Origin of the sequence: Arthrobacter sp. GCM10027362 (assembly GCF_042679445.1) — a bacterium.
Lineage (GTDB): Bacteria > Actinomycetota > Actinomycetes > Actinomycetales > Micrococcaceae > Crystallibacter.
Genome location: NZ_JBHTML010000025.1, coordinates 1 through 20890 on the forward strand (window position 1 = coordinate 1; position 20890 = coordinate 20890).

The 20890-nt window shown below is 67.4% G+C and carries 18 protein-coding genes, 1 tRNA gene and 1 other RNA gene; 14 read left to right on the forward strand and 6 right to left on the reverse strand.

All coding sequences use genetic code 11. From position 1 onward, the window contains the following. Both ACFQ36_RS06320 and ACFQ36_RS06325 read right to left on the reverse strand, forming a co-directional pair. Positions 1 to 1634: hypothetical protein (locus ACFQ36_RS06320; protein WP_377011739.1), on the reverse strand; the 1634-nt coding region annotated here is incomplete at its 3' end. A gap of 20 nt (positions 1635 to 1654) precedes the next feature. Beyond that, entirely contained in the window at positions 1655 to 2419 is a 765-nt protein-coding gene (locus ACFQ36_RS06325) for a YaaA family protein (RefSeq protein ID WP_377011742.1), read from the reverse strand. A 106-nt stretch (positions 2420 to 2525) separates the two neighbouring features. Here ACFQ36_RS06325 and rnpB point away from each other — a divergent pair. From rnpB to ACFQ36_RS06345, 4 genes are all read left to right on the forward strand, one after another. Continuing rightward, an RNA gene (gene rnpB, locus ACFQ36_RS06330) (RNase P RNA component class A) lies at positions 2526 to 2930 on the forward strand. Between the two features lie 31 nt (positions 2931 to 2961). After that, a complete protein-coding gene (locus ACFQ36_RS06335; protein ID WP_377011744.1) occupies positions 2962 to 4011 on the forward strand; it encodes an acyltransferase family protein in 1050 nt (349 codons plus the stop codon). A gap of 216 nt (positions 4012 to 4227) precedes the next feature. Next, the gene (locus ACFQ36_RS06340) at positions 4228 to 5703 is read left to right on the forward strand and encodes a glyceraldehyde-3-phosphate dehydrogenase (RefSeq protein ID WP_377011746.1); all 1476 of its coding nucleotides are present in this window, start codon (positions 4228 to 4230) and stop codon (positions 5701 to 5703) included. Positions 5704 to 5812: 109 nt separating this feature from the next. After that, positions 5813 to 6013 carry a hypothetical protein gene (locus tag ACFQ36_RS06345; RefSeq protein ID WP_377011748.1) on the forward strand — a complete coding sequence of 67 codons (201 nt, stop codon included), beginning with the start codon at positions 5813 to 5815 and terminating at the stop codon, positions 6011 to 6013. A gap of 118 nt (positions 6014 to 6131) precedes the next feature. On the opposite strand, the gene def is transcribed toward ACFQ36_RS06345, so the two are convergent. The 4 genes from def to orn form a co-directional block, all read right to left on the reverse strand. Beyond that, positions 6132 to 6704 (reverse strand): peptide deformylase, encoded by a 573-nt coding sequence (def, locus tag ACFQ36_RS06350; RefSeq protein ID WP_377011751.1) that lies wholly within the window; start codon positions 6702 to 6704, stop codon positions 6132 to 6134. Then, entirely contained in the window at positions 6701 to 7876 is a 1176-nt protein-coding gene (locus ACFQ36_RS06355; protein ID WP_377011753.1) for an acyl-CoA dehydrogenase family protein, read from the reverse strand. Before ACFQ36_RS06355 ends, def begins: the two co-directional genes overlap by 4 nt. Positions 7877 to 8007: 131 nt before the next feature. After that, positions 8008 to 8080 (reverse strand) — tRNA-His (locus tag ACFQ36_RS06360). 129 nt (positions 8081 to 8209) lie between these two features. Beyond that, positions 8210 to 8824, reverse strand: coding sequence for an oligoribonuclease (gene orn / locus ACFQ36_RS06365; RefSeq protein ID WP_377011755.1), 615 nt, complete (start codon positions 8822 to 8824; stop codon positions 8210 to 8212). Between the two features lie 50 nt (positions 8825 to 8874). Here orn and mptB point away from each other — a divergent pair, with 50 nt between their 5' ends. The 10 genes from mptB to ACFQ36_RS06415 all read left to right on the forward strand — a co-directional run bounded on the left by mptB (position 8875) and on the right by ACFQ36_RS06415 (position 20874). Beyond that, positions 8875 to 10407, forward strand: coding sequence for a polyprenol phosphomannose-dependent alpha 1,6 mannosyltransferase MptB (mptB, locus tag ACFQ36_RS06370; protein WP_377011757.1), 1533 nt, complete (start codon positions 8875 to 8877; stop codon positions 10405 to 10407). Positions 10408 to 10535: 128 nt separating this feature from the next. Next, positions 10536 to 11384 (forward strand): ABC transporter permease, encoded by an 849-nt coding sequence (locus ACFQ36_RS06375; protein WP_377011759.1) that lies wholly within the window; start codon positions 10536 to 10538, stop codon positions 11382 to 11384. After that, positions 11368 to 12156 (forward strand): ABC transporter ATP-binding protein, encoded by a 789-nt coding sequence (locus ACFQ36_RS06380; protein WP_377011761.1) that lies wholly within the window; start codon positions 11368 to 11370, stop codon positions 12154 to 12156. The genes ACFQ36_RS06375 and ACFQ36_RS06380 overlap by 17 nt, the downstream gene beginning before the upstream one ends. 8 nt (positions 12157 to 12164) lie before the next feature. Continuing rightward, positions 12165 to 13223, forward strand: a complete 1059-nt coding sequence (locus ACFQ36_RS06385) for a glycosyltransferase family 2 protein (RefSeq protein WP_377011785.1) — start codon at positions 12165 to 12167, stop codon at positions 13221 to 13223. Next, complete coding sequence (locus tag ACFQ36_RS06390; protein WP_377011763.1) at positions 13220 to 14077, forward strand: CDP-alcohol phosphatidyltransferase family protein; 858 nt, start codon at positions 13220 to 13222, stop codon at positions 14075 to 14077. The genes ACFQ36_RS06385 and ACFQ36_RS06390 overlap by 4 nt, the downstream gene beginning before the upstream one ends. Before the next feature lie 5 nt (positions 14078 to 14082). Next, positions 14083 to 15006 (forward strand): glycosyltransferase family 2 protein, encoded by a 924-nt coding sequence (locus ACFQ36_RS06395; RefSeq protein WP_377011765.1) that lies wholly within the window; start codon positions 14083 to 14085, stop codon positions 15004 to 15006. A 93-nt stretch (positions 15007 to 15099) separates the two neighbouring features. Next, a complete protein-coding gene (locus ACFQ36_RS06400; RefSeq protein WP_377011767.1) occupies positions 15100 to 15561 on the forward strand; it encodes an adenylyltransferase/cytidyltransferase family protein in 462 nt (153 codons plus the stop codon). 2 nt (positions 15562 to 15563) lie between these two features. After that, complete coding sequence (locus tag ACFQ36_RS06405; RefSeq protein ID WP_377011769.1) at positions 15564 to 17330, forward strand: CDP-glycerol glycerophosphotransferase family protein; 1767 nt, start codon at positions 15564 to 15566, stop codon at positions 17328 to 17330. 161 nt (positions 17331 to 17491) lie between these two features. Beyond that, positions 17492 to 19342, forward strand: coding sequence for an endonuclease/exonuclease/phosphatase family protein (locus ACFQ36_RS06410; protein WP_377011771.1), 1851 nt, complete (start codon positions 17492 to 17494; stop codon positions 19340 to 19342). Positions 19343 to 19431: 89 nt separating this feature from the next. Further along, positions 19432 to 20874 (forward strand): SDR family NAD(P)-dependent oxidoreductase, encoded by a 1443-nt coding sequence (locus ACFQ36_RS06415; RefSeq protein ID WP_377011774.1) that lies wholly within the window; start codon positions 19432 to 19434, stop codon positions 20872 to 20874. Positions 20875 to 20890 lie beyond the last annotated feature (16 nt).

The following is a 20890-nucleotide window of genomic DNA, read 5'->3' on the forward strand; positions in this document are numbered from 1 at the left end:
ACGCCCCCGCCGGCCGCCGTGATCTGGACGGCCCTGCCGGCCGGCACCGTGTAGAGCCCGCCGGCGCAGCTGAGCGAGACGGCGGCGTCGTACGTCCCCGGTGCCAGCGCCGAGACGTCCACGCCGGCGCCCTTGCGCGTGCCGAACCGCGCCCACGAATAGTCGCTCAGGCCGTCGCCGAAGACATCGGGCTCCCCGTGCCGGGCCCCCGGGACCAGGTCGAAGGAATGCACCCCGGCCGCCCCGTGCAGCACGAGGTAGTAGCGCGCGGCCTGCCGGTCCGGAATTTCCACGCCCCGGACGGCGAAGTCCCCGTCCAGATGCACCAGCGGGCCCCGGGCCCAGCTCCTGTGGAGCCGGAAGCAGGCCTCCCCGGGCGCGGCACCGAGCACCGGCCGGATGTCCAGCAGGGCGCCGCCGTCGCCGGACCGGAACCGGAACAGGCGCCCGTCCCGGTGGGATTCGCTCCGGAGGCCGGCGTCGGAACGCAGCGGCATCTCCAGTTCCCGGCCCGGCACCGCGAGCCGCAGCCGCAGGGAGTAGGTGCCCGGCGGCAGGGCGGCCAGCTCGATCCCGGCCTTCCTCCGGGAGGAGAAATTCGCCAGCCGGTAATTGCAGAAGGCCTCCTCGAAGTACCTGAAGCCGACGCCCGCGTCCTGGTTCCCGCCGAGCCCGAACTCGTGCCGCGTCCCGTTGCCGTCCAGCACCAGCGTGCTGGCCAGGTCCGCCCACCGGCTGGTGGCATGCCCGCGCAGGAATCCCACACCCTCGGGGAAGAAGACGGACCCGGCCAGCCGCCCCGAGACCAGGTTGGCGACGGCGGCGCCCGACTCCCGTTGCCGCTGCAGCACCTGCCGGACGGCCTCCGGATCCATCCGGTTCCCGTTGCGCACCGTGCCGTAGCGCGGGGCCGCGTTTTCGCCGAGCGCGTAGAGCGTGGCCAGCAGCGGCACGTTGTAGCGGGTCACATCCGTGTGCTCGTTGACCAGGTCCGAGTCCGTCTCGATGTAGTTGAAGTTCGCGTACTTGGCGAACAGCGGCAGCGCCGGCACAATCTGCGCCTGGTGGAACTGGTCCTGCGGCGAACTGAACACGTAGAGGTTCTTGTCCGTGTCCGCATCCGCGGCCACGGCGTCCGGCACCAGCCGGTCCAGCCGGTCCCGTTCTTCCTGCCCGCCGTTGCCGGTCAGGTGGGCGAAGATCTTGGGCCGGTTGGCGTGCGTGTGGCTGCCGGGGTAGACCTGCGGGGCGCTGGCGAGGATGTTGCGGAAGTTGTACTTGATGCCCAGGTACAGGGCCGCGAACCCGCCCTTGGAAAATCCCGCCAGCGTGCACTCGTTCCGGGTCAGCCCCAGCCGCGCCAGTTCCGCGTCGATCAGTGCGATGACGGCGCGTTCAACACCGAAGTCCATGTTCCGGCACAGGTAGTAGGCATGCTGCCCGTCGAACTTGTCCTTGAGCCAGAGCCAGTTCGCCAGGCTGTCCCGGGAGGCCCGGCCGTCGAATTCGTAGCTGTCCAGCGGCCGGACCCCGGCGAACATCACCACCAGGTGGCGCCGGTCGTGCTTGGCGGCGCGCCGCTTGTACTGCACCAGCACGCCCTCGTGGATGAAATCGTGTTCGCCGTCGGCCATGGTGTTCCCCCGGGTTGCTCTCAGCCGCTCAGCACGATGTTCAGTGCGTGCGGCCTGCGCGCGGTGCCCGGCATCAGTTCCGCCGTCCACTGCTCCTGCGCGGCCTTCAGCAGCGCCGCGGGCGTTGCCGGCGCCTTGCCCCGGCGGGTGAGCAGGTGCCGCGCCAGCTCGCCCCGGGTATGTTTGGCAAAGTGGGAGACCACGGTGCGCTTGCCGTCCCGCTCCTGGAAGACATTGACGACGACGGTGCGCTCCGGCGCCGGCGCCCAGGCCGCCGCGTAGCTGCTGGAACGGCAGTCCACCAGCAGGTGCCCGTCCGCATGGGCATCCAGCGCCGCCGGCAGGTGCTTCTTCCAGTACGAGGAGAGCTTGCCGGTCTCCGGCAGCCCCGCGGACATGGACAGCCGGTAGGCCGGAATCCGGTCCGCGAAACCGATCGCCCCCCACAGCGCGGAGATAACGACGACGGCGTCGTCCGCCTTGCGCTGCTGCGCCGGCGTCATGTTCCGGTAGCCGAGGGCGTCGTACAGCACGCCGGAGTAGACGGTGTGCGCCGGCGCGGACGGCTCGTCGTGCAGGCGGGTGTTGCGCTGGACCTCGGCGGCCAGGGAGGCTCCGACGCCGAGCCGGGCGAGCGCCCCGGGGGAGGAGCTGACGTGGGCCAGGGCGGCCAGGACTTCCTGGCGGGCGGCGGTCAGTTCGGGAAAATGCAGCTCCGAAAGCTTGAACGGCTCGCCGGCGGCGGCGGCGGTCTTTCCTTCGGAAGGTGGAAGCAGGATCAGCACCAGATGAGCTTACCGACGACGATGAACGCGAAGAAAACATCCTGGCAACCCAGTGGCAACACGCGATTGAGCAGTTGCACCGCCGACGCCGTATCCTGATGGAGGATGGGTTGGCCAGGCGATCGCGTCGGTGCGGCCTTCCGGCATTGTCCGGGAAGCCGCCCGCCGAGGAAAGTCCGGGCTCCGCAGAGCAGGGTGGTGGGTAACGCCCACTCGGGGTAACCCGCAGGCCAGTGCCACAGAAAACAGACCGCCAGGCCTGCCTCCGGGCAGGACCTGGTAAGGGTGAAACGGCGGTGTAAGAGACCACCAGCGCCCCGGGTGACCGGGGCGGCTCGGTAAACCCCACTCGGAGCAAGGCCAGTCAGGACACGATCGAGGGCTGCTCGCCCGAGTGTCCGGGTAGGCCGCTTGAGGGCACCGGCAACGGTGCTCCTAGATGGATGATCGCCGCCTTGCGGCGGGTAACCGCGGCAGGGCACAGAACCCGGCTTACAGGCCAACCCATCCCGTCCAAGTTTGCGTTCTACAGGAAGCTTTCGATGCCCCCTGCCGTGTCAGTCCGCAACCACCGGCTCGATGTCGCCAAAGGCATCCTGATTGTCCTGGTTGTCCTCGGGCATGTGCTGGAGGCGGTGGCCTCGTGGGAGGCCCGGACCACCCGCCTGCCGCTGACCGCGATTTACATGTTCCATATGCCCGCCTTTGTCTTCCTGGCCGGCGTCACCGCGAAGGCCGCCAACCTGGCAAAGCGCCTGGGCACCTTCGCCGTCCTGCTGCTGGCGTTCCAGGGGCTGTATTTCGTGGCCGTGCAGCTGCTCGGGGCCAACCGCACGTTTTCCCTGACGGCACCGTTCTGGATCCTGTGGTTCCTGCTGGCCATGATCTGGTGGTTCCTGCTGCTGCCGGTCGTCCGGCGCTTCCCGAAAACTTCCGTGGCCGTATCCGTGCTGATTGCTTCCGTCAGCGGCGTCATCGAACCGGTCGACTACACCCTGTCCCTGTCCCGGACGCTGGTGTTCCTGCCGTTCTTCGTAATCGGCGCGGTGTACGGCAAGCGCCTCCTCGCCGCGGTGCCGCGCCTGCCGGCGGCGGCCAAGGCGTCCTGCCTCGCGGTTGCCGCGGCCGTGTGGCTGCTGCTGTACAGGCTGGACATCGACCAGGCCTGGCTGTACGGCAGCGAACCCTTCGGCCGGCTGGATACCCCGGACTTGCAGGGCATTGCGGTCCGGGCCGGGCTGCTGGCCGCTGCCGGCATTGCGACCATCGGTTTCCTGGCCCTGGTGCCGGACCGGACGGGCGTGTTGGCCGCCGTCGGCCGGCGCAGCCTGGCGGTCTTCGTGCTGCACGGCTTTGTGGTGCTCAGCCTCCGGCCGTACCTGCAGACGCTCCTGGACACGGCCGGGAGCGCGGGCACCCTGGCCGTCTGCCTGCTCGTTACCGCTGCCACGGTGGCGGTGTTCGGCCTGCCGTTTTTCGACGCCGCCATCCGGGGGCTCAGCCAAGGTACCGTCGAGCTGGTTTCCCGTCCCTTCACCCGCCGCAGGGCGCCGGAACCGGCGGACAGCGACGGCAGCCGCACTTCATTGTGAGTGACTTCACGCACATGATGGCGCGGTCATCGCCGCCACCCTCTAAAATGGGTTTAGGCCTGAGATTGTGGGCCCGGGGTACCGCCTGCCACACGGCGGTCTCCGACCCTGAAGCGAATCAACTCGGTTTTGCGCCAGGGCCGCGCCGCGGGCAGGGGTGCCGGCGGTTCCAACCGGACTCGAGGACGTGTCCGGCTGATGTAGGAAGGTAATTCTGTGAACCAGAAGTCAGAAGAATCGTTGGCGGCATGGGTCAACCGTGAGGAACTCGCCGAGGCGATGATTCCGCTGATCGGGCGCCTGTACCGGGAGAACAACGTCGTCACGTCGATCCACGGACGCAGCCTGGTCAACCAGTCGGTCGTAGGAATCCTGAAGGCGCACCGCTTCGCCCGCCAGATCGACGAGGTCGAGCTCTCCCTCGAGGAGACCTTCCCGGTCCTGCAGGTGCTTGCCGGCCTCGAGCTCGGCGCCGCCGCAGTTGACGTGGCCCGCCTGCTGGCCAAGTTCAAGGCCGAAGGCGCCGGACGCAGCCTCGAAGACTTTATCCGCGAGGAACTGGCCGAGGCCATCGGCCGCCAGGGCGCGGACGAGCGTACCAGCACCGACGTCGTCCTCTACGGCTTCGGCCGCATCGGCCGCCTGCTGGCCCGCATCCTGATCGGCCACTCCGGCGGCGGCCACGGCCTGCGCCTGCGCGCCGTCGTCGTGCGCAAGGGCAGCGACAATGACCTGATCAAGCGCGCCAGCCTGCTGCGCCGCGACTCGGTGCACGGCCCCTTCGAAGGCACCATCTCCGTGGACGAGGAGAACAACACCATCCTCGCCAACGGCACCCTGATCCAGGTCATCTACTCCAACGATCCGGCCTCGGTGGACTACACCAAGTACGGCATCGAAAACGCCATCGTGGTGGACAACACCGGCAAGTGGCGTGACGAGGCCGGCCTGTCCCAGCACCTGCAGTGCCCCGGTGTCTCCCGCGTGGTGCTCACCGCCCCGGGCAAGGGCGGCCTGAAGAACATCGTCCACGGCGTGAACCACGGCGCCATCACCGGCGAGGACAAGATCGTCTCGGCAGCCTCCTGCACCACCAACGCCATCACCCCGGTGCTGAAGGCCCTCAATGACAAGTACGGCATTGTGCACGGGCACGTGGAGACGGTCCACTCCTACACCAATGACCAGAACCTGATCGACAACTTCCACAAGGGCGAGCGCCGCGGGCGCTCGGCGGCGCTGAACATGGTGCTGACCGAGACCGGTGCCGCCAAGGCCGTGGCCAAGGCGCTGCCCGAGCTCGAGGGCAAGCTGACCGGCAATGCCATCCGCGTCCCCACCCCGGACGTCTCCATGGCCATCCTGAACCTGAACCTGGAGCAGGAAGCGACCAAGGAAAGCATCAACGAGTACCTGCGCGGCATGTCGCTGAACTCGGACTTGCGCAAGCAGATCGACTACATCGACTCCCCGGAGGTGGTCTCCACGGACTTCGTCGGTTCCCGCCGCGCCGGCATCGTGGACGGCCTGGCCACGATCGCCACCGGCAAGAACGCCGTCGTCTACGTCTGGTACGACAACGAGTACGGCTACAGCTGCCAGGTGATCCGCGTGCTCGAGGAAATTGCGGGCGTCAACCCGCAGTCCTTCCCGGCCGTGCGCCAGGGCGAGACACTCACGGCGACTGTCTGAGTCTGAGGCAAGGGTCCGAAGGGCCGGTGGCGGGTATCCGCCGCCGGCCCTTCGGCATGCCGGGCTCGGCTATGGCTTTTGGACAGGGGGCGTTCCTAGAATGACCCACATGACTGAGATGACACGGTGGCAGCGGGCACAGGCCAACTACAAGGAGGCGGTCCGCCTCCTCGATGCGGCGAAGGCCGCCTACGCCCGGGGGGACGTGACGGCAAAGCGGGTGGCCGAGCTCTCCCGGCTCCTGGAGGTGGCTACCGAAGACCTGCAGCGCTGCGAACTCGAGCACCGCTCCGGGTTCACCGATTCCTGATCCGGGGCTTGGCAGGCTCCGGCGGTCGTCCAAGCCGGGCACCGGTGGAGCTTCGTGAAGAGTGGGGCGCGAGGGACCCGCTGTGGCGCGTCAGCGACACTGCGGGAGCGCCCCACTCTCAGTGCCCGAAGGGGTCCGGGTCGGTACCGGGCAGCCAGGTGAGCCCGGGCACGCCCCAGCCTTCCTTCTTGATCTGCTTGCGCGCCCGCTTGCCCCACCGGTCGTTGAGCCGGTCCACGTAGAGCTTGCCGTCCAGATGGTCGTACTCGTGCTGCATTACGCGGGCAAACCAGCCGGTGGCCTCGAAATCCAGCGGCTTGCCGTCCACGTCGAAGCCCCGCACCCGCACCCACTCGGCGCGCTTGAGCGGATAGCTCAGCCCCGGCACGGACAGGCAGCCCTCGGTCTCCTCGTCCGGGTCCGGCTCGGCCCCCGAGACCTTGGACAGCGTCAGCGCCGGGTTGATGACCACGCCGCGCTCGGGCGCCCCGTCCTCGTTGGCGAAATGGTAGGTGTACAGCCGCAGGCCCACGCCCACCTGGGGCGCGGCCAGGCCGACGCCGTGGGCGGCGTCCATGGTCTCGTACATGTCCTCGACCAGGGTCCGCAGCGCGTCGTCGAAGGATTCCACCTCCGCGGCACGGCGGTGCAGCACGGGCTCACCGGTGATGGTGACGGGTCGGATGCTCATCTTTCTCCTTGTTCTTGGCACGAAGCGATGTCACGGCCGATGACTTCGCGCATGATCTCGCTGGTGCCGCCGAAGATGGTCAGCAGCCGCGAGGCGAGGAAGGCCTGGGCCACCAGGTACTCCATGATGTAGCCATAGCCGCCGTGCAGCTGGAGGCAGCGGTCCGTGACGGACTTGACCCGTTCGCTGGCGAAGAGCTTGACCTGGGCGGCGGACACCGCGTCCAGCCTGCCCTCGTTGAAGGCGAGGATGGCCTTGTCCACATAGGCCTCGGTGGCGTCCACCTCGGTGCGGATGTCGGCCAGCGCAAAGCGGCTGTTTTGGAAATCCAGGATGCGTTCGCCGAAGGCGCTGCGCTCCCGGGTGTAGCCGACCGTCTCGTTGTAGACGGCGCGGGCGACGGCGGAGGCGGCCACGGCGATGGCCAGGCGCCCCTGCGGCAGCTGGCCGGCGGCGTACTCGAGTCCGCGGCCTTCCTCGCCGACCAGGTTCATGCCCGGAACCCGCACGTTGTCGAAGAACAGTTCGGCGGTGTCGGAGGCCTTCAGGCCCATCTTGTCCAGCTGCCTGCCGGTGGAGTAGCCCTCGGACTTCTCCACCATGAACAGGGAGAAGGAGTCCGCCGCGCCCCGGCCGCTTGAGCCGTCGGTGCGGGCCAGCACCAGGGCGGCGTCGCCGCTCACCCCGTTGCCGATGAACGTCTTCTGGCCGCTGACCAGCCAATCGTCCCCGTCCCGGACGGCCTTGGTCCGGACGCCGCGCAGGTCCGAGCCGGCGCCGGGTTCGGTCATGGCCACCGAGGTGATTTTGTCCCCGCTGACCATGCCCGGCAGCCAGTATTCCTTCAGCTCGTCCGAGCCGTAGGCCAGCAGGTGGGGGAGGACCAGGTCGTCGTGCAGGTGGAAGGCCAGGGCGACGGCGAGGTGGTTCGCCTTGGCGAACTCCTCGTCCAGCACGGCGCGGAAACGGTAGTCGGCCAGGCCCAGGCCGCCGAACTCCTCCGGTACCGCCAGGCCCAGCAGGCCCTGCGCGCCTGCGGTACTCCACAGCTCCCCGGGCATCATGTGCTTTTCGTCCCACTGCTGGTAATGCGGTGCCACTTCGCGGGCATTGAACTCCGCGGCAAGCTCGCGGAAATGGCCGTGGTCTTCTTCGTAGAGATTGCGTTCCAAAACGAGGGTCCTCCACAGGCGGCGGTAGTCAACGGAAGCCGGGCGGCAGCGGCCCGGACATGAAAGAAGCCGCCCCGGACCAATGCCAGGGCGGCTTCCGCCGGACCGGTCGCAGCTGCCGGCCCCTTCGGGGTGAGTAACGGGGATTGAACCCGCGACCTCCTGGACCACAACCAGGCGCTCTGCCAGCTGAGCTATACCCACCGCGTGCCCCTTGGTTCCGTTTCCCAACCAAGAAAAGCAACGCAGATAAGTCTACATGCTTTCCGGCAGGGTTTTGACCATTTGGCCCGATTTCCCCGGATTCGGCGGAAATGTGATGCAGTTAACAGCTCAGTCCTGATGCTGGGCGGCAACGGCGGCCGCAATCTCCTTGGCCGTGGCCGAATCCGGGCCGGGGGAGGGGACGAAGACCGCCTGCCGGTAGTAGCGCAGTTCGTTGATTGAATCCTTGATGTCGCCGAGCGCACGGTGGCCGCCGAGCTTGGCCGGGGATTGGAAGTAGGCCCGGGTGAACCAGCGGCGGGCGAGTTCCTTGATGGTGGAGACGTCGATGACGCGGTAGTGCAGGTGGTCCACCACACGGGGCATGTCGCGGACCAGGAAGGTGCGGTCGGTGCCGACGGAGTTGCCGGCCAGCTGGGCCTTGCGCGGCTCGGGCACCCACTTGGTGATGTACTCCATGACCCGGTCCTCGGCCTCCTGCATGCCGAGGCCGCCGGACAGTTCCGCCAGCAGCCCGGAGGTGATGTGCATCTCCCGGACGAAGTCCGTCATCTGCGTGAGCGCCTCCTCGGAGGGCTTGATGACCACGTCCACACCGTCGCCCAGCACGTTCAGTTCGGAGTCCGTGACCAGGACCGCCACCTCGATCAGGGCGTCGGCTTCGATGTCCAGGCCGGTCATTTCGCAGTCAATCCAGACAATATGTTCGTTAGAGATAGGCACCGCTCAAATGTACCGTGTTGTGCCTGAGGCGTACTGATAAAATCCCTCGGGTGACTGCCCCCAGCCCTGCGACCGATCCGCTGCCGTTAGCCGACGCCGCCGACGGCAGGGGCCACTACACGCGCACCATCCTTGAGGGCGCGCTGGGGTCCGTGCTGATGTTCTTCGGCTCGCTGGGCGTGGGCTGGCTGGCGTCGGTCTCCGTGCTGCGCCGGTGGCCGCTGCTGATCTGGCTCCGGCTGGAGCCGGCCGGGGTAATCGTCTCCGTGCTGCTGCTCGCCATCGGCGGCATGCTGCTGGTGCGGTCCTGGCTGCGCCTGGGCCAGCAGTTCACCGCCTGGGGACCGGAGGCCCGGCGGGCCACCCTGGCGGCGATCGCGGCCTGGGGCGCCCCGCTCGCGCTGAGCATCCCGCTCTTCAGCCGGGACGTGTACGCCTACATTGCCCAAGGCAAGGTCATGGTCAACAACCTCAACCCCTACGTGGAGGGGTATGACCAGCTGCAGAACTACCTGCAGACCGGGGCGGACGACATGTGGGCCCGCAGTCCCACGCCGTATGGGCCGATCTTCCTCTGGCTGGAGGAGTTCGTTGTCTGGTTCACCGGCGGCCACCCGGAGTTCGCGATCATCCTGTTCCGCCTGCTGGCCCTGGCCGGCGTGGTGATGTGCATCTACTACGGGCCCAAGCTCGCCGAGCTGCACGGCATCAATCCCAACCGGGCCCTGTGGCTGACCTGCGCCAACCCGCTGTTCCTGACCACCTTCATCGCCAGCATCCACAATGATGCGCTGATGCTCGGCCTGGCCTTGGGCGGCCTCTACTATGCCGCCACCAAGCGCCCGCTGCTGGGCATCGTGCTGGTCACGCTCTCCGTGGGTATCAAGCCCATCACCTTGATCTTCCTGCCCTTCATCGGGCTGCTCTGGGCCGGCCGCGGGGCAGGCTGGAGGCGCAAGTTCGCCTTCTGGGCCCTGACCGCGGGGCTGTCCCTGGGCATGCTGGCTGTGCTGGGTGTGATCAACGGCTTGGGATTCGGCTGGATCGGGGCATTGAGCACCCAGGGGGCCGGCCTCTTCATCTGGTACGCCCCGGTGGGCCTGCTGGGCATGATTCTGTATGTGATCACGGACGCCCTCGGGTTCGAGGGCGGCGTGGTCCAGGACCTGGTGTATGACGCCGGGAAGGTGGCAGCCGTCCTGGTGGTGCTGGTCATGATGTTCCGCGGCGGCTACGACCGCATCGTGCGCCGGCTGGCGCTGGCGCTGGCCGCCGTCGTCTTCCTGGCCCCGATGATCCAGCCCTGGTACGTGGTGTGGCTGCTGCCGCTGTTTGCGGCCACGGGCATCCGCAATGACTGGCAGGTGCGCACCGTCTACGCCATCACCTCGTTCCTGATGATCTACGCCATCTCGGACCAGCTGGACATCTTCCCGTATATCGCCATCGACCTGAACGCGGCACGGCTGCTGGCCGGCCTCACCGCCGTCGGCTTCGCCCTGTACCTGGTGTTCCTGGACCCCAAAACGCGGCGGCTGTTCCGCAAGAAGTACATGGATCCGGCGGACCGCCGGTTGTTCTAGGGATTGGGACCCCGCGTCGACTCTCAGCCCGGGGCGCCGGATCAACTACACTGATATGTGCGCCGCAGAGTGTTGGGGGACCGTCACGGCAGCCGCCACAGACCTATCGTGTGAGGAAAAAAGCTGGCATGAGCCTTGCCGAATATTCGGAACGGAACGGACTCCGCCGAGTCGGTGCCCGTCCGTCCCTGCCGAAATACCTGGCAGAGGCTTGGCGGAGGCGTGACTTCGCCATCGCCATGGCGCGGTACAAGATCGAGGCGTCCAATGAGCGCAACCGCCTGGGCATGATGTGGATCTTCATCAAGCCCACGCTCAACGCGCTGATGTACGGGGTGATTTTCGGGGTGCTGCAGGGCAGCAACCGGCCGGAAAACTTTCCCATATACGTGGTCATCGGCGTGTTCCTGTTCGAATTCTTTTCCACCTCGATGACCGCCGGCGCCAAGTCGATTACCGGCAACGGGTCGCTGGTCCAGTCCCTGGCATTTCCGCGCATCACGCTGCCGGTCTCCACGGTGATCCAGCAGCTGATGACCCTGGTGCCGATGCTGGCCGTCATGGCCGTCTACATCCTCATCCTCGGGGCCCCGATCACCGTCGAGTGGCTGCTCATCGTTCCGCTGCTGGCGATCTTTACCGTCTTCAATATGGGAGTGGCCCTGATCGGGGCACGGCTGACGGTCCACATCCGGGACCTGACCCAGCTGCTGCCCCTGATTACCCGGATCCTCTTCTACACCTCCGGCGTGCTGTTCTCCATCGATAGGATCCTTAAGAACCACCCGTGGGCGGTGCGCCTGTTCGATTTCCATCCACTCCACGAGATGCTCTCGATTGCCCGCGGCGTGCTGATGCCGGGGATGACCTACCAGCCGGTCTATTGGCTGTACTTCACCGTCTGGGCCGTGCTGGTGTTCATGGCCGGAGTCCTGTTCTTCTGGTCTGCCGAGGAGCGTTATGGCCGGGTTGACTGAAACCGGAGAAAAGTTGAGCGAACCCGCGGCCGCATCGGACGGCAGGAAGCCCGTTGTCGTCGTCGACAACCTGCATGTGGAGTACAGGGTGCATGCCGCCGGACGGCGCGCCCCCGGCACCGGCAGCTCGCTGCTCAGCCGCACCCGCGGGCTGCGCACCGTGCACGCCCTCAAGGGGGTGTCCTTCACCGCGTACGAAAACGAGTCCATCGGCGTCATCGGCTCGAACGGTTCGGGCAAGTCCACCCTGATGCGCGCCATGGTGGGCCTGACCCCGCCCAGCCAGGGAGCTGTCTACGCCTCGTCCCGGCCCAATCTGCTCGGCGTCGGCGCGGCGCTGATCCCGGAGCTTTCCGGCGAGAAGAACATCATGCTCGGCGGGTTGGCCCTGGGCTTCGCCAAGTCCGAGATCGATGCGCTGCGCGATGAGATCGTCAGCTTTGCCGAGCTGGAGGAATTCATCGACCTGCCGATGCGCACCTATTCCTCCGGCATGCAGGCCCGGCTCAAGTTCGCCATCGCCGCCGCCAAGCAGCACGAGATCCTGATCGTGGACGAGGCGCTGGCCGTCGGCGACCAGCGGTTCCGCCAGCGCAGCGAGGCGCGCATCCGGGAAATCCGCGAAAACGCCGGCACGGTGTTCCTGGTCTCGCATTCGATGAAGTCCATCCTGGACACCTGCAGCCGGGTCATCTGGATCAACAAGGGCGTGCTGGAAATGGACGGGGACCCGAAGGAAGTTGTGGACGCCTACAAGGAAACCAAGAAGTAGTGCCTGCCATGCCCGCCCTGTCCCCGCTGGAGCCGAACCCCGGGGTCTCCTACATCATGCCGATCCTCAACGAGGCGGCGCACATCGAGGCTGCCGTGCGCAGCATCCTGGCCCAGGACTACGCCGGGCCCAAGGAGGTTGTGCTGGCGCTGGGACCGTCCACGGACGGGACCAATGAGATCGTGGCCAGGCTCCAGGCCGGCGAGCCGCGGCTGCGCAGCGTGGACAGCCCCACCGGCCGGACGCCGGCGGGGCTGAACCTGGCCCTGGACGCGTCCCGGTACCCGGTGGTCGTCCGAGTGGATGCCCATACCGAACTCGAACCGCACTACACGGAGCGGGCCGTGGCCACCCTGCGGCGCACCGGGGCCGCCGACGTCGGCGGGCTGATGGACGCCCAGGGCAGGACCCCGTTCCAGCGCGCGGTGGCCGCAGCCTACGTTTCCCCGCTGGGACTGGGCGGGGCCGCCTACCACAGCGGCGCCCCGGAAGGGCCAGCCGAATCGGCCTACCTCGGCGTGTTCCGCCGCGAAGCCCTCGACGCCGTCGGCTACTTCGAGGAATCCCTGTGGCGCGGCCAGGATTGGGACATGTGCCTGCGCCTGCGCCAGGCCGGCTACCAGGTCTGGTTCGACCCGGAACTGAAGGTCACCTACTGGCCGCGTGCCAGCTGGGGCAAGCTCGTGCGGCAGTTCTACGCCTCCGGCATCTGGCGGGCGGAACTGGCCCGCCGGCACAAGGAAGGCAAGTCCGTGCGGCACTTCCTGCCGCCGCTGCTGGTTGCGGGCCTGGCTGCCGACGCCGCCGCCGGAGCGCTGTCCGCCTCCGGCCTTACCCGCCGCTGGCCGGCCTGGCTGAGGGCTTCGGCAGCCGCCGCGGCCCTGTTCCCGGCGCTCTACGGCGCGGGAGTGGCCTACGCCACCGCCCGGCAGGACCTGGACCGGCCCGAACGGCTGCGGCTGTTCGCCGTGCTGCCGAGCATCCATGTCAGCTGGGGGCTGGGCTACCTGCGCGGCCGGCTGCTCGGTGCCGCCGGCACGGTGGATACCAGCCGGAGGAAGCCGTGACCGGGATCCTGCCTCCGGCGCGTCCGGCCCGCCCCACGCTCGAGCAGCTGCGCGCCGTCGCCCAGCCCCCGGAGGTGCGCAGCCGCAAGAACGCCGAGCACTGGACCGCCGAGCTGTATCTGCGGCACATCTCCATCTACCTCACCAGCATGCTGGTGCGCACCCCGATCTCCGCCAACGGCGTGACCGGCCTGATGATCCTCTCCGGCTGGGCCATCTCCGCCTGCCTGCTCATTCCCGGCATCTGGGGCCCGTTGCTGGCCGTCTTCTGCTCCCAGCTGCAGCTGTACTTCGACTGCAGCGACGGCGAGGTGGCCCGCTGGCGCGGGACGCAGAGCCCCAAGGGGATCTTCCTGGACAAGATCGGCCACTACACCACCGAGGGCCTGATCCCGCTGGCCCTGGCCGCACGCTGCCTCGGCGGCTTCGGCCTGCTCGGGCCGGACCCGGACCGCTCCCTGCTGCACCTGGCCTGGTTCCACATGTTCCTCGGCGCTGTCCTGGCCCTGCTCATTGTGCTGAACAAGGCCCAGAACGAGATGGTCCACGCCTCCCGCGCGCTGGCCGGGCTGGACAAGCTGCCGGACACCGCCGAGGCCAAGGCCGTGCCGGCCGCCTCGTTGGTCGGGCGGCTGCGCCGGCTGGCGCGCTTTGTGCCCTTCCACCGGGTGCTGCACTCGGTGGAGATGAGCCTGCTGGTCCTGGCCGCCTCGGTGGTTTCCCTGCTGTTCGGGGGCGCGGCCGACCCGGTCCTGGGGGAGCGGTGGCTGCTGTACGTGCTGGTCCCGGCCGTGCTGTTCGTCAACGTCGGCCACTTCATGGCCATCATGGCGTCCCCGAGGCTGCGCAGGTGAGCGCCGTGCCCGGAAGCGAAGGGCGCACGACGACGGCGGACGGCTCGACGGCGGCGCCCACCTTCGGCGTCGTCATCCTGACCCAGGGCACCCGGCCCGAGGAGCTGCGGCGCGGCTTCGCCTCGCTGCGGGCCCAGCGCGGGGTGAGCCTGGACGTCGTCGTCGTCGGCAACGGCTGGCGGCCCGAAGGCCTGCCCGCGGGGTTCAAGGCCCTGCACCTGGAGGAAAACCTCGGCATCCCGGCCGGACGCAACGCCGGCGTGCCGCAGGTTTCGGGGGAGTATCTCTTCTTCCTCGACGACGACGCCTGGCTGCCGGACGAGGACTTCCTGCTCTCCTGCGCGCGGCTGTTCCGGGCCCGGCCGGAGATCGGCATGGTCCAGCCCCGGATCGAGGACCCGGCGGACCCTGCCGCCCCGCAGCGCTGGATTCCGCGGCTGCGCAAGGGCAGCGCGCACGCCTCCGGCAACGTGTTTTCCGTGGTGGAAATGGCCATTGCCATGCGCCGCGACGTGTTCGACCGCACCGGCGGCTGGCCGGCCCCCTTCTGGTACGCCCACGAGGGCGTCGAATTCGCCTGGCGGGTCTGGGACACCGGGTTCCGCACCTGGTACGCCGGCGACCTGCGCGCCGGCCACCCGGTGATCGATCCGCGCCGGCACGAGGAATTCTTCCGGCTCAACGCACGCAACCGCGTCTGGCTGGCCCGCCGCAACCTGCGCTGGCCGTTCAGCTGGGCCTATGTGGGGTCCTGGACCCTGGTCCAGCTGGCCCGCTCGCGCCGGAATCCGGGACAGCTCAAGCCCTGGTTCGCCGGCTGGCTGGCCGGCTGGCGGCAGGATCCGTGGGGCCCGGGGGAGAACCGCCGGAAGCTGAAGTGGTCCACCGTGCTCCGGATGGGCGCGGCGGGCCGCTGGCCTGTGATCTAGGCCACGACGGCTGTCCGCAGGCGATTTGCCGTCGCTGGCCTAAGATGGCTGGCAGGCAAACCTGAGGTAAACGACAAGGATGGGGAACTTCCCGTGGGCAGAACGGTCCTGACATATGGGACATTCGACTTGTTCCATATCGGCCATTTGAATATTCTCAAGCGGCTGAGCGAACTGGGGGACCGGCTGATTGTCGGGGTTTCCACTGACGAATTCAACGCCATCAAGGGCAAGAAGCCGGTGGTGCCCTTCGAGCAGCGCATCGAGATCGTGCGCGCCATCCGCTACGTGGATTTGGCCATCCCGGAGGAAAACTGGGCGCAGAAGCGCGAGGACATCGAAAAGTACAACGTCGATGTCTTCGGGATCGGGGAGGACTGGAAGGGAAAGTTCGACGATCTCGAAGATAAGGTCGAGGTCGTCTACCTGCCCAGGACCAGCGGAATCTCGACCACCGAGATGAAGCGGGTGCTCAGCGCCTTCGACGAGCGCCATGTGGAAGAGCTCAAGCGCACGCTCGACAGCATCAGCCAGATCGTCAAGGAGCTGAGCTGACCGTGGGCGGCGGTACCGTGCCACAGGGCGGCATCGGAATCGTCAGCGCCCTCAAAACCCTGCCGGGTGACGCGAAAGGCCTTGCGCTGAGCCTCGGTCTCGGCGTCCTGGCGGTGGCTGGCTGCATCCTGGTGCTGTCATCGGCAACTGTCGTGGCAGCCGTGGCCGGCGCATGCATCGCGGCGCTGCCGTACCTCGCCGTCGTCTGGCTCAAGCGCAGGCCGCTGCGCCGCCCGTCCCAGCCCGGGCTGCTGGCCAGCTACGTTTCCCTCCGCGTGGTGCTGGCCGTGACCGCCGCCGCCTTCTACGCCCGCCTCCGGCCGGAGGACGCGCTGTGGAGCGGCGCCGCAATGGGCATCACGATCGTTGCCGCCCTCCAGGAGCCGCTCATTAAGCGCCTGCTGAACGGACAACGGCAGCAGACCGCGAATCTGCCGGGAAGCTTTGCCATGCCGTCCGCCAAGGTTCCGGCCGCTGCCGTGACGCGCAACAACCTGATGGTGATCGGCCTGGCCGTCCTGCTGGCCGTCTTCCGGGTGCCGGCCTGGATCCTGTTCATCGTGGCCGTGCTGCAGCTGTGGCCGCAGGGCCGGGTGCTTGGCCAGGCGCTGATCGCCCGGGCCACCAGCAAGCGCAACTATGACCTGCTGCCGAAGCTGCTGAAAGCGCACGAGCCGGAATTCGCCGTGTACTACGCAGCGGTCAAGGGCGCCGAGTACCAGCTGGGCATGTGGCTGCCGTACCTGGAACGCCTGGGCCGTCCGTTTGTGGTCATTTCCAAGCACGGGGCCACCGTGCCCGTCATCGGACGGCTGACCAATGCGCCGGTCATCGGGCTGCTCGACGGCGTCGCCGGGGCGCTGGACCGGCTGGTGGTCCCCAGCCTGAAGGCGGCCTTCTACGTGCAGGGCAGCCCGGCGAACGCGGCCTTCCAGCGCTACCGGAAGCTCACCCATGTGTGGCTGAACCACGGGGATTCGGACAAGGAAGCCAACTTCCATCCGCGGCACGCCACCTATGACAAGCTTTTCGTCTGCGGCGAACAGGGCGTCGCGCGCTACGCCGCCCACGGCATCGATGTTCCCCGCGCCAAGTTCGAACTTGTCGGACGTCCGCAGGTTGAAAATATCGATTTCCGCGAAGATGCCGCCGTACCGCCAAATCCCACGGTGCTCTACGCACCGACCTGGCAGGGCGGCCGCCCCAGCACCAGCTACACCTCCCTGCCCATCGGGCCGGCCATTGTCCGGGAGCTGCTGGACCGCGGCGCTACGGTGGTGTTCCGGCCGCATCCGCTCAGCTACGGCATTCCCGCGGACAAGGGCTCGGTGCGGAAGATCCACGACATGCTCCGCAAGGATGCACAGCAGACGGGCCGCAAGCACGTCTTCGGCCCGGCCGCCGAAAAGGACCTCGACGTCGCCGGCTGCTTCAACCTGTCCGATGCCTTGGTTACCGACGTGTCCAGCATCGCTTCCGAGTACCTGGCCTCCGGCAAACCGTATGCCATGACCGCGATGACGGCCAGCGGCCAGGCGTTCGTGGCGGAGTTCCCCTCGGCACAGGCCGCGTACGTGATCGAGAAGGACCTGTCCACGCTGGGCACGGCCCTGGACAACCTGCTCGGCGCCGACCCGCTGGCGGAACAGCGCGCGGCGCGCCGGAAGTACTGCCTCGGGGAAGTGATCGGGCCGCGGGCTGCGGAACCATTCATCGAGGCTGCCCTGGAGCTGATCGGCGTGCCGGCGGCCGCAGTTTCCGCCCGCTGAAGGCAGGAACCGGCGTCGAGGATTCCCTTGGGGCCGGGCGCCCCACTATTATCGTCGAGCCCGAAGGTTAAAGGTAATTTCCTGCGGCCTTGGCTCGAAATTCAGGTATTCAATCTCCGGGGTGCGCTCCATTCCCCCTTCTGTTCTGGCAAGGAAGAACTGTGGCACAACGCATTCTGGCTTTTCTGGCGGCCGTCCTCATGGCGCTTGGGTCGGTCCAGCTCACGGCACCTGCGGCCGATGCCGCGTCCCGGCCGGCCAGACCGACAGGCCTGGCCATCACGGAGGTTAAGTACGAGAGCTTCACCTTCCGCTGGGACCGGGTAGCCGGCGCCACCAGCTATACCGGCAAGCTGGCGACGAATGCCACGTTCACTTCCGGCGTGCAGTATTTCAAGACCAGCAAAACCACCCGGAAGCCGATCCAGCTGAAGAACTGCACCACGTACTACTTCAAGGTCAGGGCGAACAATGGCTCGAGTGCCTCGAGCAGTTATTCCAGCACCAAGAAGGTGACCCTGAAGTGCTTCTGGCCGCGGGAGTTCACCACCATCAACGTCAAGCCCAGGTCCGGTTCCAGCATCGGCATCAGCTGGACCCGGCCGAAGTACGCCACCCGGTTCGAAGTCTGGCGTTCGACCACCCGGGACTTCAGCGCCAACCTGGTGAAGGTGAAGACCAGTAACAGCTGGTACGTCGACACGAACCTGAAGGCCACGAAACCCGGCAAGAGCTACTACTACCGGATCCTGGCCTTCAACAAATCCAACACCACGAACGTGCGGCATTCGCCGAAGTTCGAGGCCAACCTCAAGCCGTCCGTTCCCCAGGGGCTGAAGGTGGTGCGGACCTCGCCGAACGGGGCGACGCTGAGCTGGAGCCAGGCGTGGAACGCCCGGCAGTACCAGGTGCGCGTTGCCACGGACAGCGGTTTCGAGAACACCGTCAAGACGCTGACGACGACGGACGGCCGCACCCGGCTGACGTTCAACTCCCTCGAGCCGGGCAAAAAGTACTACTTCCAGGTCCGGACCATCAACGGCCTGGAACAGAACATCGCCCGCAGCGCCTACAGCGGTGCCGTGTCCGCCTCGACGCTGGCCGCCGGGGTTCCGCTCACGGCCATGACGTTCAACGTCCTGTCGGCCAATCGCGACGGCGCAGTGAGCAGCCGCCGCTGGAACTACCGCAAGCAGGCCGTCGCCGCGACCATTGGCAACAGCGGGGCGGACGTGGTCGGCGTGCAGGAAGCCTATGCCTCCGATGACTACCCCGGCGGCGACGGGGTAACGCCGCAGTGGGAAGACCTGCGGAAAATCCTGGCCCCCAAGGGCTACAAGCGCGCGCTGACGGGGACGGACGGACTCTATTCGTACCAGCAGTGCGGCACGGAAGGCTGCTGGAAGGACGAATACCAGCTGGACGGCAACCACATCTTCTACAAGGCGTCCGCCGTGAAACCGGTAGGGAAGGGCGGCAGGATCAGCCTGCCGAATCCGGACGGCCGGGGGAGCGGCTACGCCGCCAGCTGGCAGGTCTTTGAAAAGCTGGACGGCAGCGGCGTACGTTTTGCCGCCGTCAATACCCATCTGTACGCCGCGGGCATCACCAAGCGCGGAGCCGACGAGGACCGCCGGGTGGCCCAGGTCAACACCATCCTGGCCGCTCTGGAGGGCACACCCGGGCTGGCCGGCCTGCCGGTGGTGCTGCTCGGGGACCTGAACTCGCACGAGGACCACAGGCCGGTCTCGGCCCTGCTGGCGGGCGGGCTGGCCGATACGGCCGGTTTGGACGTACCCAGGACCAAGGCCAACTTCAACAGCAGCCACGGTTTCCTGAATCCGCCGCCAAGCACCTACGGCACGCAGATCGACTACGTGATGGTCTCCAATGATGTGGCCGTGAAGAAGTGGGAGCTGGTGGCGGACATCGATCCGACGACGGGCCGGTTCGTCGGGACCATTCCCTCCGACCACCACGCGGTCAAGGCCCTGCTCACCCTGCCGCGCTAGCATGCGCGGGTGTCCGGCGGGCCGGAGGCGCGCTGATAAACTTGCCGGGGCTCTTTGGCCATCGGATTGATTAACTTAGGAGTAATTCTTTGTCTCAGCTACGGAACGTTGCGGTCGTACTTGCCGGAGGCGTTGGGTCCCGGGTGGGGTTGAACATTCCTAAGCAGCTGATCAAGATCGCCGGCCGGCCCATCATGGAACACACCCTGGACGTCCTCAACAGCCATCCGGCCATTGACGATGTCATCGTCATGATGACTCCCGGCTACCTGGACAAGGTGCGGGAGATCGTCAAGCGGAATGACTTCGGGAAGGTCACGCAGATCCTCGAGGGCGCCGACAACCGCAACGACACCACCCAGCGTGCCCTGGCCGCGCTGGACGACGACGAGTGCAACGTCATCCTCCACGACGCGGTCAGGCCGCTGCTGTCGCCGCGCATCGTCACCGACGTCGTCACCGCGCTGGACAGCCACGGAGCGGTGGACGTGGCCATTCCCTCCGCGGACACCATCATTGCCGTCGGCGCCAAGGAAGTGGACGGCTACCCCGTGATCAGCTCGGTCCCGCCGCGGGCCATGCTGCGCCGCGGCCAGACCCCGCAGGCCTTCAAGCTCAGCGTCATCCGGTCCGCCTACGCGGAGGCTGCCAAGGACCCGGAGTTTGCCGCCACCGACGACTGCACCGTCGTCCTCAAATACACGCCGGAGGTCCCGGTCGCCGTGGTCCCGGGCGATGACCGGAACATGAAGGTCACCGAGCCGATCGACATCTACATTGCGGACAAGCTGTTCCAGCTCACCAGCAATGACGTGCCGGCGCCGTCGAGCGAAGAGGGCTACCGGGCAGCGCTTGAAGGCAAGACCGTCGTGATCTTCGGCGGCTCGTACGGGATTGGCGCGGACATTGCCGCGATGGCCGCCCGCTACGGCGCGGTGGTCAAGAGCTTCTCGCGGTCCACGACCAGGACCCATGTGAACCGCCGCGAGGACCTGGTGGCTGCCCGGGACGAAGTCCTGGCCGAAACCGGCCGCATCGACTACGTGGTCAACACCGCCGGCGTGCTGCCGCGGGGGCTGCTGAGCGAGGCCTCGGATGAGACCATCTACGAGTCCACCGAAATCAACTACATCGGCCCGGTGCTGGTGGCGCAGACCTTCTACCCGGAGCTGAAGAAGACCGGCGGCTCCCTGCTGCTGTTCACCTCCAGCTCCTACACCCGCGGACGGGCCAGCTACAGCCTCTACAGCTCCGCCAAGGCCGCCACCGTGAACCTGACCCAGGCCCTGGCTGACGAGTGGTCCGAGGACGGCGTCCGTGTCAACTGCGTGAACCCCGAACGCACCGGCACGCCCATGCGCACCAAGGCATTCGGCAAGGAGGACCCTGCCGGCCTGCTTGAGTCCGAGACGGTTGCCCAGGCTTCCCTTGACATCCTTATCTCGGAAAAGACCGGCCACGTCATTGACGTGCGCAAGATCGACCCGCTGTCCGTGGCCTCTCTGGTGGACGACGCCGACATCGTCCGCTAGGACGGGGTACCGCCTT